We start from the raw sequence: 16,651 nt of genomic DNA on the forward strand, positions 1-16,651 counted from the left end.
TTACCCCCCTCTCCCTTACTCCTTCACCTCTGCAACATTATCCATCAGGTTCCAGTCAATCATCAGATGATTAGGGTCTATGCCTACTTGCGAGGGCTTGCCTGGTACTATCACCGTAATGGTTTGCTGGTTAGAATGAATCAAATGTTTCTGTAGGTAAAGCGGTTTGCCTAATTCCTCCCCCCTTTTAGCGGGAGCGTAAATCCCTATCTCCATCCAATCCTTCAGCGGAACTTCCTTCTCCAAACCGGCTTCGCTTACCACCGTTTTGCGAGCCTGCACGTTGAGGGTCACCTGCCAGGTACCTGCTTTGGTCTGCTTCACGGTAGCTTGATTGGCCTTAAGTTCCCAGAACGTATTGGTCTTGAAAATGTCGTGGAGCAGGTATTGGAGTGAGTCCGGGGTAGCCGCTTGCAGTTCTTGATAGAGGTCTAGGGAAGTGGCGAACGGTACTTTGCCTGGAGGGTAATTTTGGAGCAAGCGACGGAGAACTCCATTTACCTTGTCTTTACCGATATACAGGCTCAACGCATACAGCGCCATGGGCCCTTTGCGGTAACTTTGGTACCAATCATCGGCCTGCAGCAATGGTAAGGCGGCTTTGGTCTGCGGGTTCTCGTACTCCTCCCTCAGAAAGTTTAACAGCTTTTTCTTGTGCGCTGGCCCGTAGGCTGCTTCCAGCACGCCCAGGGCAGAGTACCAGGCAAGGCTTTCGGAAATCAAGCCGGCTCCCTCTACATAGGCTTGTTTGAGTTGGTTTCCCCACCACTGGTGCGCTACCTCGTGCGCCACCACGGCCGTTACCAGGTCAAAGCCCCGCTCATCCGCCTCTGGGTTCAGAAGGAAAAAACCTTCTTCCGCGGTGATATTGATGGGCGCGGCGTGATTTCCGAAGCTGTACCCGGGATGCGCCACAAAGCGGAGCTGCCGGTGCGGGTAGGGGCCAAACTGCTTCGTGTAATAGTCCAGCGAAGCGATTGCGCTCTTAACCATCCGCTCAGAGTTCTTCGTAAGCCCCGGCGGATAGAAAATCTGGATGGTGACCTCCTGCCCCGGACCAGCCGACGGGTTTTGCCATTTCCCTTCCTGCACCGCGTAGTTTGCCGAGTAAAAGGCGTATTCATTCCGGATGGGCGCCTCTGTGGCGTAATGGAAGTAGCGGCGGCCGTCTTTGGTCCAGGTGCGGCGTAAGGTGCCCGGTGCCACCACCTGTTGATTGGCTTCGGTACCCACAGTGGCCTTAAAGCTGATGCGTTCAGGAAACGTGGCATACCGTCGGGCGGCCACATCGTAGAGCGAGGCAGTGGCGGGTCGGGGTGCCAGGCCAAACGTTTTTCGCGCCGCGCCTTCATCCAGTTCCCGGTACGGCTGGTACCCGATGACCGGAAGCAACTCCATATTCCGGAAGTGGGTGCCATTTTCCCGCACCTGCGCATCGGCTCCGTTGTTGGAAAAGCCTTGGGGGTTATAGGTTACCTGAAAGCGGAGGCGCAGCGAATCGCCGGGAAGAAGGGGCTTTGCCAGGGCGTACATGCGGAAGCCAAGTTCCTCGTCCAGGAGCACCTCCCTAGCTGGTCTGTCAAAGTGAACCGATGCCGTTTTAACGCCCGCCCCCGGTGCCAGATGCACCGAATCAATAGACTCTTGGCTCTTATTCACCAGCAGGTAAGTGCCCGCAATCTCCACCTTCCGCTGGGAAGGATACATTTCTACCTGCAGATTTACACCGGTCAGCAAAGGCTGAGGCACATTCTGGTATTGTTTATAGCGATGCTCGTAGGCCGCCCGCTGCGCCGCTAAGGAGGAAGAGTTGAGGTAGTCATGCCGCACGTTGGTGTTATAGAAGATATAGCCGCCCAACAGGAGAATCCCACCTACCGCCACGGCCGTGGTCAACGCCGTAGTGCGGGTAAAACGTTGACGCGCCAACTGAAACCGCGCCATCATACTTTGTTCCTGGCCGCGGACCCAAAGGAGCCTTGCTACCACCGCCAGCAGCAGCGCCCACGCCATCCAATAGGCTTTAAACCACAGCCAGGGCACCAACGATGGGCCAAAGCCACCCATGTTGGTATACGACCACTTAGGACTAGCCCCGAATACCAGCAGCTTGTGCTCCAGCCCCAGGGTTGGGGCATACATCAGGAGACCAAAAACCAGAAGCATCCCCAAATGCCCGACGTACTTTTGATTAACCACTACGTGCACCACCAGCGCAAGCAGAGCAAAGAGCAGGCATTCTACCAACTGAAACCCGAAGAGCACTTTCAGGTACAGGCCTACCTCCACCTCGGCTCCGCCGATGCCAATTTGGGCCAGTATTCCGGAAAACAGCAGGAAAACGAGACAGACCACCAGTAGGAGAGTCAGCGATAAATACTTGCTCAGGAAAAGCACCCAATCGGGCACTGGTGCGGCGTTAGAAAGCTGGTGGAGGCCGCTTTCCCGTTCACGCCAGACCAGTTCCCCGGCGTAGAAAATAACGAGCAGGAAAATGACTATCCAGAACTTTCCTGGCTCGGTGAAGGGGGCCGCCAGAATCGTTAACACCTGGTCGGTTCTGGGCAGCATAGGAACGCCCTTGTTCTTTAGATTTCCGGGCATCGCCAGACCCACCACTAGCGCAATAAAACCCAACAGCAGCAGCCCACTCTTGCCTTTTGCCAGTGCCCAGAAGGAGTTGAATGTGATAAGCTTTAACTGGTGCAGGTGGGTTACGAAATTAAAGGTACCCCGCCCTTGCGGTAACGATTCGGCTCTCTCCCAGGTCAGCCACGTCAGCACAGCTTCTGTTGTAGCTGGTCCAAGTGCCTGCTTACGTTTTTGGCCAGTTTCCGGTAAAATGAACTGAAAACGGAAATAGGCAAGCGCCAGCATGCCCATCGCCAAAACTATCCAAAGGACACGGTTTACCAAGAATGCCCCCTCCAGTGTAAGAAGGCGTGTATTCGTTTCCATGGGGCTCCATTCAAGGCTTAAATGGCTTAGCACTGGTGTAAAACCCATGGGATCCACCAATGTCCCCCAATCTACAGGGCTCTTTATGACACCCAACCCCTGCCCCACCCCATAGGCCGCCACGAAGAGGATTATACCGCCCAGATAACTGGCCATGGCTTTGCGGGTAAGCGCCGCCATAGAGAATTGAATAGCCGTGGCGATAAAAGCGTTGGGCAACACCAAGAAGAAATAGGAACTGAGGTAGGCAGATAGCCGGAACGGCCCCAAAATCTCGGCCTCTATCCCCGTAAAATAGATGGTCAGGAAGATTCCTGCCGGAATGCCCAGCAGCACGAGCACGTTGAGCAGAAAGGCTGCCAGGAATCGTCCGCCCAGGTAGTCCCTTTTGTTGGCCGGCGAGGTGTAGGTGAGGGAGAACATGCGCGTCTGTACATCCCTGGCAGCCGCATCGCCCGCTACCGCCCCGCTCATCAACAGCCAGAAAACACAGCATAACACGGTGACAGCTGCAATAACAATGGGCGCATTGAGCAACACATACCCTTCCCGCGCATCAGAAGCGTAGTTGGCCGTAAGGAAGAGGTACGCCAGCACGAACACGACCGCAAAATACCCCCACGTAGACACATGCCTGAGTTGGTAGGTGAACTCCAGGTGAAAAATCTTCCGGAACTTCATGGCTGTACCTCCTCCACTTCTTTCAGTGCTGCGTGTTGCCCCTGCACCCCGGTCATGGCGCTGAAGTACACATCTTCCAGGTCTGGCGCTACGAGCTCAAAACGGGTGCCGGGGTCAACCGGACTATACACGTGCACCTGGGTGCGCCCACCCAGGGATTTGGCAGAAATGACCTGATGCTCCTGCGTTTCAGCCGACAGCTTGTTTTTCTCAATGAGTGTGCGCCATACCTTTCCTCCCAGGGAAGCTACCGCCTCGTGCGTCTGCGCCTCCAGCAGAATTCTTCCTTTGTTAATGATAGCCAGGTTGGTGCACAGTTCAGACACATCTTCCACGATGTGCGTGGAGAGAATCACTACACTGTTTTCGCCCAACTCACTCAGCAGGTTCAAAAACCGGATGCGCTCGGCGGGGTCCAGTCCGGCCGTGGGTTCGTCCACAATCAGGAGCTTGGGGTTGCCCAGCAACGCCACCGCCACCCCGAAACGCTGCCGCATGCCGCCCGAGTAGCCGCCTAGTTTCTGCTTGCGCTTGTCCCAGAGGTTGGTTTGTTTCAGCAGGCTCTCGGTCACTTCCTTGCGGGAGGCCCGGTTGGTGAAGCCTTTTAGGACCGCAAAGTAATCCAGCAACTCCTCGGCGGTGGCTTTGGGGTACACCCCGAAGTCCTGTGGTAAATAGCCGAGACTCTGGCGCACTTCCTCCTTCTGGTTCACTACATCCAAATTCCCCAAGAATATCTGCCCCTGATCCGGCTCCTGCAGGGTAGCCAACGTGCGCATGAGCGTAGATTTTCCTGCCCCGTTATGCCCCAGCAAGCCGTACATGCCCGGTGGAATGGTAAGCGAAATGTTTGTTAATGCCTGAACGCCGTTGGCATAGGTTTTAGAGACGTTCCTAATCAGCAGACTCTCGGAGGGGTTTTCCATATTTTTCATGCTTGTGCAGTTGAATGTCTTCAGAGGTAGGTCTATTCGTTTTAGGCTTCATTTCTGAGAATAAGCCGAAAACGGAGACTTTTAAGTCATTGAAGATGGCTTTGATTCTCTCAGTGTATAGGCAGTAAATTTTGCTTATACTTCCATTTTGTCATCCTGAAAGGACCTAATGTGCAAGCTGTAATAGCGTCTACTCCAGCGCTTTTTTAGTTCGCCCACAAGTTCCTTTCAGGATGACAAGGTGTATAGATGGCAGGGTGTATAAGGTGTATAAGTTAAGGCATCCATGTACTTTCATTCATTTGGAGGACGAAACAGAGGTTAAAAACTCTCTTTCCCGCTCCTTCCTTGAGTAAAAGAACCCTCTTCCTTACAGAGCGCAAAAACCGATATGCCGCAGCTAGAAAGCAATCGACGAAAGGCGGCTTTTCATCCGTGAGTACACTGGCGGGTTGAGGGTTGCCTTTCGTAGAGGGAGAAAAGGAACTGGTCGAGTAGAGGTGCAGAGGCTGCGGGGAAAAGGTATCTTTGTTCTATGCAGAGAGTCAAAAAAATCTTCCGGCTGGTTCACCTCTTCGTCTGGCTTCTTTTCACCTCTTTGGTGAGCCTGCAATTGCGGACGGACGACCAATCTAACTGGCTTCCCTTGACTACAGGGTTCATCCTGACTTGTTTGTATGTTTTTTACAGCCACTTCTATCTCCTTACCCTGTACTTAGGGAAGAACAAAAAGAGGGAATATTTTTCCCGCCTAGCAATAATTGTCTTTACAGGCCCAATACCCTTCGTTTACTTTCACCCTAAAAAGCCCGATGGTTGGGACCCATTCCTAGGGTATTATACCATCGCTGTCCTCACGATGGTACCCGCTTTTCTCTTTCTCAGTTGGCTGGCCAGGGTAACGGAAAATCTGGTACTGAATACCATCAGAAAAGAGCAGTTGGAGAAACAGGCGGCCGAAACAGAATTGCATTACCTGAAATCGCAGATAAACCCCCACTTTTTGTTCAACACCCTCAACAACATTCACACGCTGGTCTACAAACAAGCGCCCACCGCCCCCGAAGCTGTTTTACGCTTAGCATCATTGATGCGCTATATGATTTATGAATCGAACGCGCCCACGGTGCCGCTTACCCGTGAGATAAACTACCTGCAAGACTACATAGGATTGCAGCAGCTCCGGTACAAAAATTCTCCGGTAGTAGACCTGATCCTACAGGGTGCGCCAGAAACCTGTGAGATTGCTCCCCTGCTGTTCATTCACCTCCTGGAGAACGCGTACAAACACAGTCCCGCCCGGCTGGAGCCTAGCGCGATTAAGGTGAGGGTGGAAATAAAACCTGATTCGCTTACCTTTCAGATTCAGAACCCAATTGGTACTAATCAGCAACAGATGGAGATTGAGGAACCCGGAGGTATTGGATTGGTTAATGTCCAGAAAAGACTGCAATTACAATACCCAGACCAGCACCGCCTGAATATCCAAAACACCGGAGACACCTTTAGGTTAAGTCTGGAAATAAACGGCACGCAAGCACACGTCCATGAAAGAGAAACTAAGCTGCTACATCATTGACGACGAGCCTCTGGCCCAGGAGATTCTTGAAGAATATGTCGCTAAAGTCCCTTTCCTGGAACTGAAGGGCACCTTCATGAGTCCTTTGGAAGCAGCCGAAAACCTGAAAACAGATAAGCCAGATTTGCTCTTCCTTGACATCAACATGCCTGACCTGAACGGGCTCAGCTTCATCCCCCTGCTGAACCCCAAACCCATGATCATCCTGACCACTGCTTACGACCAGTATGCGCTCAAGGCCTTTGAGTTGGAGGTAAAGGACTACCTGGTGAAGCCTTTCTCTTTTGAACGCTTCTACAAAGGGGTGTTACGGCTCTACCAGGAACATAGCGCCACCAGTCATGTACCTGCTAAGAAAGAAGGAACCGCCGAGCCTAGAAACGAGCCCGAGTACCTTTTCCTGAAGGTAGGCCACCGTATCCAGAAAATTGCCACAAAGGACATCCTTTTCATAGAAGGTATGAAGGACTACCTCAGGGTGCATACCGCCCAGGAAAAGATCATGACCTTAATCAGCTTCGCAAAGCTGGAAGAGCTGCTACCAACTCAGAATTTCGCACGCGTGCACCGGTCTTTTATGGTAGCGATTGACAAAATAGATCACATTGAGAAAAACAGGATCAGCATTGGAGATCAAATCATTCCCATTAGTGATACCTACGCCGATGCTTTTTATAAAATGCTTAAGGGGATTTAGGGAGAGATTTTTTTGAGCACCTCCCTCCTTCTATCGTTATTGGAGATATTTTTAATTTTCAATTAAAAAGACTTTCATCTGTCCGAGTGTATCCTTAGGAAGAAAAATTTCACCTAATACTTCACAGAGATAAACCTTGGCCGGAGGTGATGGGGGTGTTTGTGGATATCGGCGATGAAATCAAAGGAGTTGACGTTGTAGCTGATCAACAGCTCCCCCGGTTTGGAAAGGTGCGGATGGGCTTTGGCGTTGTAGGTGTAGAAATCCAGGTCTTCATAGATCTCCGGGGTTTCGTAAATCTTTTTGGCGGGCTGGAAAGGTCCGGCTGGGGTTTGCCCCGTCTGGATAGCGACGGTAGGCGAATTGGTGTCTAACTGGTACGAGGCTAGTACCCGACCGTCTTCCATGAAACTTACCCCCATTTCATTGGATACCCGGCTGGTCAGCGCAGCGGCTTTATGCACGTCGGGGCCCCAGGTGCTGCCGTCCCAATAACGCCATTGGCTGAAATCCTCAAATGCTTTGTCCTGTACCCGGGCCACCAGAAGTTCCTTTTTATCGCCTCGTACCCCATAGACATAGATGTAGCCATCGGGTTTGGGCGCTTTGGCACCTACGGTATTCGCCAGCACCGCAACTCCAAATACGACTTTCCCTTTGCCGTTGCTGTCTTTGATAAATAAAGGCGTATCCAATTGCCGGTGGTTGGCGAACGGCGGCCGACTTCCTTTGGGCAGCGCGATCAGGGAAACGCCTACATCCTCAAATGGGTACACGCCTCCGGGTAAACTCTTGATCCGGTAAGCGAAAATGTAAATGGTGCTGTCTTTTTGATGATTGAAGAACCCGTCCCCCAGCCAATAATAATCCCCCGGCTGGGCCTTGGGCGTGTGGGGCTCAAACATGGAGGCGGCTTTTCCCTTCTCGTCTTTCCGCCAATGGAATTTGATCTTGTTGGGGTCCGGGGTACTTCCCTGCAGATACCCCACCGAGTTATGCACCATCTCCCAATCGGCCTGCAAGGAATCTCCTTTAATATTCCCGATGATGGTATCACTGAACCACAGGAATGTTTCGGTGGCATTGGCCTGGCCTGATTTCTCTACCCCGTTCATGGCCACGCAGTAGATTCCGTCTGCCCCTAACCATCCCGAGTTGTGCATCAGCATCTGCTCCCACTGCGGAACGGAGGTGGCTTTCACTTGCCGGACACTGCCTACGGCAGATGGAGCATCCGTCTCCGAAGTCTCGGCCGCCATACTCTTGTTCTTCTGACAACCGCTAACCAGCATAGACAAGGCGGTGAACGGCACAAAGGCGAAAGCGATCCATTTTCTACTGCTGAGGTGGGCACTACTTTTCATATGGTTTTAAGATTTTAAGCCGAAAACATAAACGGAGGCCCTAATAAAGGAAGGCTTGAACACAGAAAAACCACGCTCAGAATTTACTCCTCCCAAGTATCGGTGCGAAAAGGCATGGCGGGTAAACCTTCTTTGTTGCCGAAGTTGGTAATGGGATAATTGGTAAAAGCATACCTAATGGCCACCGGCTTCTTCACCTTCTCTGAGGATAGCAGGACCTGATCCTTATAAATGGATGCCTCTGCCGGGTAGAAAATTTTGTCCTCGCCCGCTACATAGAAATACTTAGGTGTTTGCCCATCCGAGGTGGTGAGTCCGGTTCCCAGGCTTTGGGGCAGAAAGGAAACGATCACCTTCTTACCCTTTACTTTGACCTTCTCCAGCCTGGGCCCTACATACACCACATCGGGCTGGTCATAGGTTTTCGCCAACGCGATTCTGGCCAGGCGCAAACCCACGTCTTTCTTGTTGCGCGGGTGGATGTCATTTACCTCGCCAATGTCCATGGTGACGGCCATTCCGGTGTTCTTCACCTGGAGCATGGCGTCCTGGGCTTCGCGTAGTTTGGCGTGATACGTGGCCATAGAGTCTTTTTCTTCCCAGTTGTAAGGTGTGACCTGCACGTAATAAAAGGGCAAATCGCCTTGGTTGAAATCCTTGCGCCAACCCTTAACCATGGCGGTGCACAGGCGCGTGTAGGCGCTCCCGTCTTTCTTGTTAGATTCGCCCTGGTACCATAAAAAACCTCTGATGGAAAAATCTTTTAAGGGATGAATCATGGCGTTGTACAGCAAGGTGGGCCGGGCCAACACCTCGAACAGTTTTTCAAGCGTTTTGATGGAATCTAAGCTTTCCTGCGCTTGCGGATTGAGGTCATAAGGCGTCAGGTACTTCGCTTTCACCTCAGGGTCACTTTCCAGCGCCTCCCGGCTGGTCCAGCCTTGGCAAGCAGATCCGCCTACCGAGGACACCACCAACCCAATGGGCACCTGTAGTTTTTGAAGCAACTCGCGCCCGTAGAAATAAGCGACCCCGCTAAAGTCTCCGGCCGTTTGTGGCGAGCAGACCAACCAGGTTCCTTTCGCATTTTGCTGGGGTGTTTTCTTGAAATTGTTTTCAATGTTTATCAGCCGAATGGCGGGAAAATCAGCCGAGGCAATTTCCTTTTCATAGTCCAACACTCCCCTGAGCCAAGGCAATGCGGGTTTCATTTCCATGTCCATGTTAGACTGCCCGCTGCAGAGCCACACCTCGCCAATCAGGATATTAGATAAGGTGAGGCTATCCTTTTCACAAGAAACCGTAATAGTGTGGGCCGAAAAGTCACCGGGTTTCACCGCTGGAACGGGCACCTGCCCCTCCCATCTGCCGGAGGCGTCTGCCACAACTTGCACCGGTGAATTGTTCCAATCTACCGAAAGGGTGATGGTATCGCCTGCCGGAGCAGTTCCCCACATGGAAAAAGGCTTGCCTTGCTGAACCACCATATTGCTTTGGAGTACCGTAGCCACCGTGAATTTTATCTCCGTTTCGGGAATCGATTGCCCAAATGAACAAACCCGCAAAGCTTGTTGCTCAAACCCGTCTGCCCATGAAACGATTGTTCCACCAAGGCAAAGCATGACCAGAAGTAGAACTTTGACGCTTTTCATGGATTGAGTTCAAAAATGCTTGACAAGGACTGTGAACGTTTTGAAGCTATTTAAGCGTGAAATAGGAATAACCACGCATTCCGTCCCCCTTTGAAGGGGGTAGGGGGATGATTACTCGTGCAGGAATCAGCATTCCCAATGTGTAAGGGCAGTCACTTTTGGTTGCTCTTGCTTCGTAGTGCAAGCTTTTGGTTCTTCAATGGCCTTTGTCATCCCCCTACCCCCTTCAAAGGGGGACGAAATGCGTGTACAACTTAGAATAAAGACAATCAAGGAAGACAGCATTGTCTATCTCCTTACTTCCCGCCTTTAGTTTTTGCCTTATTCCTCAATTTACAAAAGCTTCACTTTGATGAACCTTGGGCGGTATAGATTAGGATGCACCAGAATGTCTTTGAAAAAGTCAAAGGAGTTCACGTTGTAGCTGATCAGCATCTCTCCGGGCTCTGACAGGTTGGAATGCACCTTGGCATTGTACACAATGAAGTCCTTGTCCATTTTGATATCCTCTGAACAGTCCCAAATTTTGATGATCGGGCCGAAGGGGCCTTGGGGTTTCAGCCCCAGACGTAGGCCTACGGTGTTCCCGATGCCATCGGTTTGGAACACCATGGCATAGCGGCCATCGGGCAGTGGGGTCACGCTTAACTCGTTGGAGGCCCTGTCGGTGATGTTGGCCAGTTTAGCGAGGTCAGCGTTCCAGGTTGCGCCGTCCCAGTAGCGCCACTTGGTGAAGTCTTCGATCTCGCCGGGTAATACCCGCGCTACTATCACGTTTTTGGCTTTTCCGCGAACGCCGTACACATACACGTAGCCATCGGGCTGGGGAGCGCCGGCTTCTTTGGTGTTCACGAAAATAGCCCCGCCCAGCGACCCATAATCGTCTGGGGCGCTGCCCGGCAGAAAGAAAGGCGTGTCCAGTTGGCGCTGGTTTTTGAAAGGAGGTTTGCTTCCGGCCGGGATCACAATTAAGGCATTGCCTACTTCTTGGAAGCCAAACACCTGTGCTCCTGTGTCGCGCACGCGGTACCCAAAAATATAGGTGTCGTTGTTTTTGGCCGTGTTCACGAAGCCATCACCTAGCCAGTAATATTCGCCCGGTTTTGCCGCTGGCGTTTTGGGGATGAAGTTGGCCCGGTGCTTCCCGGCTTCGTCCTTGTCCCAGTAGAAGGTGATGTTTTCTGGTGAGGGCTTATTTCCCTTGATGATGGCCACCGAGTTGTTGATCATCTTATACCCCGGACTCAGCTTCCCGTCTTTGATATCCCCGATCATAGTATCACTAAACAGAAGCATGGTCTCGGTGTTTCTTCCGGCCCCGGCCGAGTCTACCCCGTTTTTAGGAATCGCGAAGATGCCATCGGCGCCAAACCAACCGGAGTTCCGCTTGAAAAGCGCCGTCCACTCGGGGGCTTCCGCCACCGTAAACTTCAGGGTGGTGATATCAGTGTTCACCGGTTTCTTTTGGGGCTCCCCGTCGGTGTCGCCTTTGTCTGAGGAGCAGGTAAGCAGCGATAGGCAGACAAAAAAAGCAGTGTTCTTAAAGAAGCTATTTCTAAGAATCATAGGTCGTTTTGGGAATAAGAAAGCAAAACTGTTTGGTAAGCCATCAGCAGAAATGATAGAAGAAGCCCTTTGCCTTTTCGGGCCTGTTTTCAGAAAACAAGCCCGAAAAGGCATTTAGGTATCTATTGTTTAGGGCTGGCATCAAAGGTGTACACAAACGTTTCTTTGTCTGTGTAAGGAGGCCCGAATACTGACAGATCCAGGGTGATTTCCATCACCAGGCGGTCTTTGGTCAGGGACTTCACGGTGTAGGTTTCGGTGGTCACTTGAGTAGGATCAAACACCGAGGCATAGGTCTGGGTGAAAGTTTTCTCGTCATCGCTCAAAGACCAGGTGGAGTAGGTATTGAACCCATCAAAGGTACAAGGCTTGGTGCCGTAGTTCACGGCCATGGTTCCGTTCTCGTTGTACACAAAAGAATCATCGGTCTCACAGTCCTCAATGTCTTCTACGTCTGGGTTGGGCGTGGTGTGCATTTTCGATTTCAGGTTCCAGCGGTAAGTGTACAGGATCTGTTCACCGGAGGCCGTCGTGTTCACGGTCAACACCTTCTCCCCTACTTTGCCATTGTTGTCCTCGGCCCGGAATGTGAAACCCACCAGCTTGTCTACTTCGCCTGGCGCATGGGTGTAGGTGAAGTTATAGGTATAATCGGTCTGGCCGGTAGAGGGAAGCTGCACGGTCTGCACCCCGTTGGTTCCGTAGGTATTGTCGTTCTGGAGGTTGACCTGTTTGGTGATTCTGAGCGCCTTCAGGCCTCCGGGCACCTTGATGGAGACAGTTACCTCCACGGGTTGCCCGGTTTTACCCGATACCTCTTCTTTTGACAAGGTCAATACGGGCGCATCGGGCGTGGATTCATCATCTGAACAGGAGGTCCAGAAGGTCATGGCCACCAAGGCCAGACAGGAAAAAAGGAAGGAAGAAATCTTTTTCATATGCATACGATTTAAGGTTTAAAGGATAGCCAAACGGTGAAGCAGGTACATTCTTGGTAGCAGCAGCAGCAGGTGGAAGGAGTTCTGTTTGAGGCCTACTTTTCTAAAAACAGGTCAAAAGCAGCGCCACCGGCAGGTCACCGGGCTACTACCGGATCAGGTTTAAGTCTTTCCGGCTGGCCCGCGGTCCAGGACTTTTCAATTTCCTCTAGGGTTCTCCCTTTGGTCTCGGGCACCAGGGTCCAGACAAACACAAAAGTCAGAACCGACATGGCCATGAAGATCCAGAAGGTATAGGCGCTCCCGATGGCTTCCAGCAGGATGGGAAAAAACTGGGAAACAAAATACACGGCCACCCACAGCGCACCCAGACAAATGGACATGGCTCTGCCGCGGGTGCGGTTTGGGAAAATCTCGGCAATGATTACGAAGGCCAAGGGCCCCAGCGACACGGCGAAGAAGGCGATGTACGCCAATATGAAGACCAGCACAATGTAGCCCTTGACCATGTCCAGGTAAAAGGCCCCGCCGATGATGAGCAGACAGACGGCCATTCCTGCCGAGCCCGCCAGCAACAAGCCTTTGCGACCCCAGTTGTCTACATATTTAATGGCGACAATGGTGAACAGCAGGTTCACGGCCCCCACTAAAATGGTCTGCAGCAACGCGGAATCAGAGCCGTCACCGGTTGATTTAAAGATCTCGGGGGCATAATACATGATGGCGTTGATACCAGTAACCTGCGAGAGGATAGCCAATACCACCCCGATAAAGAGGGCTTTCCGTAGACCCGGCTTGAAGAGTTCTCCCACGGTGCCCGATTCCTCTGAAAGGGTATTCATAATCTGCTTCAGTTCCAGTTGGGCTTCTCTCTCGCCGTTGATCTTGGTAAGAATAGCCAGCGGCTCCTTTACATACCCTTTCTTGGCGAGCCATCGGGGGCTTTCAGGCACAAATAAGAGCAAACCCATGAAAATGAGCGAAGGAATGACCCCCGACCCAAACATCCAGCGCCAGCCCGTGGTGATGTTCCAGGCTTCGTCATACAAGCCGGCAATGCCCGCATTCACAAAGTAAATGAGCAGAATGCCGGAAACAATTCCTAGTTGATTTAAAGAGACCAGTCTCCCCCGGATAGCCGCCGGCGCGATCTCGGTGATGTACATGGGGGCCAGAATGGAGGCGATACCGATGCCCAATCCACCGATTAGCCGGAAGATGACGAACCAGGTTAAATCCGGGGGCATGGCCGTTCCTACGGAGGAGACAGCAAACAGCACTGCCGACAACATGAGCACTTTTTTTCGCCCTATTTTGTCGCTGAGCGCCCCGGCAAAGGCTGCCCCTATCATGCAGCCCAGAATGGCACAGGAGGCAATCCACCCCATCATGGCCGAAGACAGATCATAGTTAAGCTGCAAAAACCCGATAGCCCCGGCAATCACGGCCGTATCATACCCGAAGAGCAACCCACCCACGGCGGCCACCAGGGTGATGCGGTACACAAACCAGTTACTTCCTGCCTTTTCCATACACGGCTTAGTTTTGGTTGAAGGAGTATTTAGCGTTAAAATCAAGCGGGGTGCGCACGTAGGCTTTGAGCGTAGCGCACTCCTTGCCCACGCCCTCTCCGTGCGGCCGAATGGAGTAGGCTCCCACCGCGGCAGGCACAATAAAGGTCTCGGCGTAATGGATGATGAAGGGTTCAAAGGCTTGGGTGGGGCTTTCCACAATAGCTTCTGTGCCTTCAATTAGGTTTAGGACATTCACAATGCCCTGGGTGTGGTGCGGTACGGCTTTAGTGAACCAGTGCCGGCGGGTTTCAATAAAGGAGCCTTCATGTAGGCCGGTTCTTTCTTCGCGCCAGCCATCACCTTGAGCCACCGGCTCCACTTTGTTCAAGATGTTTTCCTGGGTCCATTGGGTGGTGCGGTCCCACTGGATTACGTTTTTGCCGTGTTCCAGCGAAATAGGCCTTGGTTTACCGTCAAGGCCCATCCGGCCCCAATCCCAGAGTTTGAAGGTGAAGATGTACGGCGTGGCACTGATTTCAAGCACCACGCTGTTGGCACCCGAGCAATGCACCGTTCCGGCTGGAATCAGGACGTGGTCGTGCTTTTTGATAGGCCATTTCTCCACGTGGTTCTCGGCCTCAAAGTACTGGCCCTGGGTTTGCGCGGCTTCCAGTTCATGGATCATGCGCTCGGGCACCACGTCTTCTTTCATGCCCAGATACACAAAGGCATCGTCTTTGGCATCCAGCATGTAGTAGCTTTCATCCTGGGTGTACGGCATCCCAAATTTTTCCTGGATGTACTCAGTGAGCGGGTGTACCTGCAGGCTGAGGTTACCACCCTCCATGGTATCCAGGAAATCAAACCGGATGGGGAATTCATCCCCAAAAGCTTCAAACACCTCTTCGCCAAGCAGTTCTTGGGGGTGCGAAAACACCAGATCAAGCGAGGGTATTTCCAGCACGTTTTCGCCAAAACGATACAAAAGGCTGTTCTCTTCCGGCACGCAGTCAAAGCCCCAGGCGAAGTTCTGCTCAGAACGGTCCAGGTCACAGACGTCTTTCAGCCACTGCCCTCCCCACGGACCCGGGTCAAAGAAAGGCACCACCCTAAACGGACGGGTGAGCGTGTGTTGCAGGGCATCGTGTAAAGCAGCTCTGGTAATTAGTTTGGGAGCATCGGGCAGGGTAGTATCCAAGACATAATCCCACTTATTCATCAGGATCTTTTTATGTCGGTCACATACCCGCCAATCTACAAAGAAGGCTCTTTTGTAGAGGTAAGAGAAGGATTCCTCTTCATTGGCCACTCCCAGGTTCCCTACTTTGTTTCTTCTGAACCGCAATTGGATTTCCCAACGGGGCATATCGGCGTAAATCAAAAGATCAGCCTCAGTTGCTATGAGGCTGGCGCCTGTTCCTACTACCAGAATCACTCCTTGAGAGGTTTGCTGGATTTCGGCTTTGGCGGTTTCCAGTTTGTGGGCATCCAAGAAATCAGCTAAGTGCAAGGGGGCCATGTACCCGAAAACCGGATCATCGGTCACGTATTCTGCTACTAACTCATCAATCTGTCTTTCAGATTTGAAGGCGGTTGAGGCGCGGATGGTAGCAACTGGCTTTAAAGTCCGCACCAAGCCTGAAACTAACTCCTCCGTGTCTACGCCGTGGTAACACTCTACCACCACCACTTTTTGCTTGGCTGTATCCGCTACCCTTTGCCTGATTTCTTGACCAATGTTTCCCCACCCTGCCACACACGTATGGCCTTCCACTCTGATCTCGGGATACTTATCGTAGTTTGATTTTTTCAAAGCCGTTTAGTTTTGGTGAAACACTAAATACCCAACCCCCAGGAGGGCCGCACTGTCAAAGGAGGAAGCGGCCCGCACTTCCACTTTCCCCCAGGGGGTCCAGGCCAGTTCATTTATTTTAGATTGCAGGTAAGGAATGATATAAGCGCCGCTTCCCATGATGCCCCCGCCCAGCAGCAGCACCTCCGGATCATAGGCATGGATGAGGTTGATGGCGCAGGCCGACCAGACATCCAGGCACTGGTCGCGCATCTGAATGGCCAGATGATCCTTTTTCTCGGCCCATTGAAAAAGCACCGAGAAGTCAATCTTCGGCTCTACCCGTAACAGGCTTTTGGAATACATGGGCTGGGCTTTCACCTTTTCCTCCAGGCTCCAACTGGAGGACTCAGACTCCACACAACCGATGTTGCCGCAGTTACAGACCCCGCCCGATAGGTTCACCGTGAAATGCCCACCCAGACAGCCAGCCTGAAAATGTTTGCCTCTTAATACTTTGCCTTCAATAACCGCCGAGGTTCCTACTCCAGTGCCCAAGGTCATGAGCACCACATTGTCCACGCCCTTTCCGTGTCCGTACTGCCATTCGCCTACCAAGGCAGATCTGGCATCGTTTTCTAAAATGATGGGTAAATCCCAGGCTTGTTGCGCCCAGGCTGGGAAGTCAATCTCCGGAGCGTCCCCGTACTTTTTATCAATGGAGAGTACTTTCCTCTGCACGCTATCCACAATCCCCGGAATGGAAACCCCAACCCCGCTTAGCTGGTCTGTTGAAATGTTCTTTTCTTCCAGCAGCTTGTCAATGGTGAGTTTTACAAAAGGCAACCTTCCCCGGAGGCCCTGGTCTGAGTAGGCGTCTATCTGGGTCATGCCCAAGACTTTCCCATCCTGCACCAGGCCCAGCTTTATCTTGGTGCCGCCCAAGTCCATCGCGATGGCAATGCGTTCTGTCAT

At 52.2% G+C, this 16,651-nt stretch carries 11 protein-coding genes; 2 read left to right on the forward strand and 9 right to left on the reverse strand.

The annotated features are described in order from the left end of the window. Nucleotides 1-15: 15 nt before the first annotated feature. Together EFB08_RS21470 and EFB08_RS21475 are read right to left on the reverse strand one after the other, a co-directional pair. Nucleotides 16-3,639 carry an ABC transporter permease/M1 family aminopeptidase gene (locus EFB08_RS21470; RefSeq protein WP_123129025.1) on the reverse strand — a complete coding sequence of 1,208 codons (3,624 nt, stop codon included), beginning with the start codon at nt 3,637-3,639 and terminating at the stop codon, nt 16-18. Next, the gene (locus EFB08_RS21475) at nt 3,636-4,565 is read right to left on the reverse strand and encodes an ABC transporter ATP-binding protein (protein ID WP_123129026.1); all 930 of its coding nucleotides are present in this window, start codon (nt 4,563-4,565) and stop codon (nt 3,636-3,638) included. The genes EFB08_RS21470 and EFB08_RS21475 overlap by 4 nt, the downstream gene beginning before the upstream one ends. Before the next feature lie 544 nt (nt 4,566-5,109). Between EFB08_RS21475 and EFB08_RS21480 the strand changes: the two genes are divergently transcribed. Continuing rightward, complete coding sequence (locus EFB08_RS21480) at nt 5,110-6,153, forward strand: sensor histidine kinase (protein ID WP_123129027.1); 1,044 nt, start codon at nt 5,110-5,112, stop codon at nt 6,151-6,153. Then, nucleotides 6,122-6,850, forward strand: a complete 729-nt coding sequence (locus tag EFB08_RS21485) for a LytR/AlgR family response regulator transcription factor (RefSeq protein ID WP_123129028.1) — start codon at nt 6,122-6,124, stop codon at nt 6,848-6,850. The genes EFB08_RS21480 and EFB08_RS21485 overlap by 32 nt, the downstream gene beginning before the upstream one ends. Nucleotides 6,851-6,963: 113 nt before the next feature. On the opposite strand, the gene EFB08_RS21490 is transcribed toward EFB08_RS21485, so the two are convergent. From EFB08_RS21490 to EFB08_RS21520, 7 genes are all read right to left on the reverse strand, one after another. Continuing rightward, nucleotides 6,964-8,214, reverse strand: coding sequence for a DUF4185 domain-containing protein (locus tag EFB08_RS21490; protein WP_123129029.1), 1,251 nt, complete (start codon nt 8,212-8,214; stop codon nt 6,964-6,966). Between the two features lie 83 nt (nt 8,215-8,297). Next, nucleotides 8,298-9,866 carry a sialate O-acetylesterase gene (locus EFB08_RS21495; RefSeq protein WP_123129030.1) on the reverse strand — a complete coding sequence of 523 codons (1,569 nt, stop codon included), beginning with the start codon at nt 9,864-9,866 and terminating at the stop codon, nt 8,298-8,300. A gap of 333 nt (nt 9,867-10,199) precedes the next feature. Then, a complete protein-coding gene (locus tag EFB08_RS21500) occupies nt 10,200-11,432 on the reverse strand; it encodes a DUF4185 domain-containing protein (protein ID WP_123129031.1) in 1,233 nt (410 codons plus the stop codon). A gap of 122 nt (nt 11,433-11,554) precedes the next feature. Beyond that, nucleotides 11,555-12,370 carry a lipocalin family protein gene (locus tag EFB08_RS21505; RefSeq protein ID WP_123129032.1) on the reverse strand — a complete coding sequence of 272 codons (816 nt, stop codon included), beginning with the start codon at nt 12,368-12,370 and terminating at the stop codon, nt 11,555-11,557. Between the two features lie 137 nt (nt 12,371-12,507). Next, complete coding sequence (locus EFB08_RS21510) at nt 12,508-13,902, reverse strand: sugar porter family MFS transporter (RefSeq protein ID WP_123129033.1); 1,395 nt, start codon at nt 13,900-13,902, stop codon at nt 12,508-12,510. A gap of 7 nt (nt 13,903-13,909) precedes the next feature. Then, the gene (locus tag EFB08_RS21515; RefSeq protein WP_123129034.1) at nt 13,910-15,697 is read right to left on the reverse strand and encodes a class I mannose-6-phosphate isomerase; all 1,788 of its coding nucleotides are present in this window, start codon (nt 15,695-15,697) and stop codon (nt 13,910-13,912) included. Between the two features lie 6 nt (nt 15,698-15,703). After that, nucleotides 15,704-16,651 carry an ROK family protein gene (locus EFB08_RS21520; protein ID WP_123129035.1) on the reverse strand — a complete coding sequence of 316 codons (948 nt, stop codon included), beginning with the start codon at nt 16,649-16,651 and terminating at the stop codon, nt 15,704-15,706.

Source organism: Rufibacter latericius (assembly GCF_003721515.1).
Taxonomy (GTDB): Bacteria; Bacteroidota; Bacteroidia; order Cytophagales; family Hymenobacteraceae; genus Nibribacter; species Nibribacter latericius.

Bases quoted from the DNA above. Each gene is read 5' to 3' on its own strand.
- EFB08_RS21470 (WP_123129025.1), bottom strand. From the start codon at position 3,639: ATGAAGTTCCGGAAGATTTTTCACCTGGAGTTCACCTACCAACTCAGG.
- EFB08_RS21475 (WP_123129026.1), bottom strand. From the start codon at position 4,565: ATGGAAAACCCCTCCGAGAGTCTGCTGATTAGGAACGTCTCTAAAACC.
- EFB08_RS21480 (WP_123129027.1), top strand. From the start codon at position 5,110: ATGCAGAGAGTCAAAAAAATCTTCCGGCTGGTTCACCTCTTCGTCTGG.
- EFB08_RS21485 (WP_123129028.1), top strand. From the start codon at position 6,122: ATGAAAGAGAAACTAAGCTGCTACATCATTGACGACGAGCCTCTGGCC.
- EFB08_RS21490 (WP_123129029.1), bottom strand. From the start codon at position 8,214: ATGAAAAGTAGTGCCCACCTCAGCAGTAGAAAATGGATCGCTTTCGCC.
- EFB08_RS21495 (WP_123129030.1), bottom strand. From the start codon at position 9,866: ATGAAAAGCGTCAAAGTTCTACTTCTGGTCATGCTTTGCCTTGGTGGA.
- EFB08_RS21500 (WP_123129031.1), bottom strand. From the start codon at position 11,432: ATGATTCTTAGAAATAGCTTCTTTAAGAACACTGCTTTTTTTGTCTGC.
- EFB08_RS21505 (WP_123129032.1), bottom strand. From the start codon at position 12,370: ATGAAAAAGATTTCTTCCTTCCTTTTTTCCTGTCTGGCCTTGGTGGCC.
- EFB08_RS21510 (WP_123129033.1), bottom strand. From the start codon at position 13,902: ATGGAAAAGGCAGGAAGTAACTGGTTTGTGTACCGCATCACCCTGGTG.
- EFB08_RS21520 (WP_123129035.1), bottom strand. From the start codon at position 16,651: ATGACAGAACGCATTGCCATCGCGATGGACTTGGGCGGCACCAAGATA.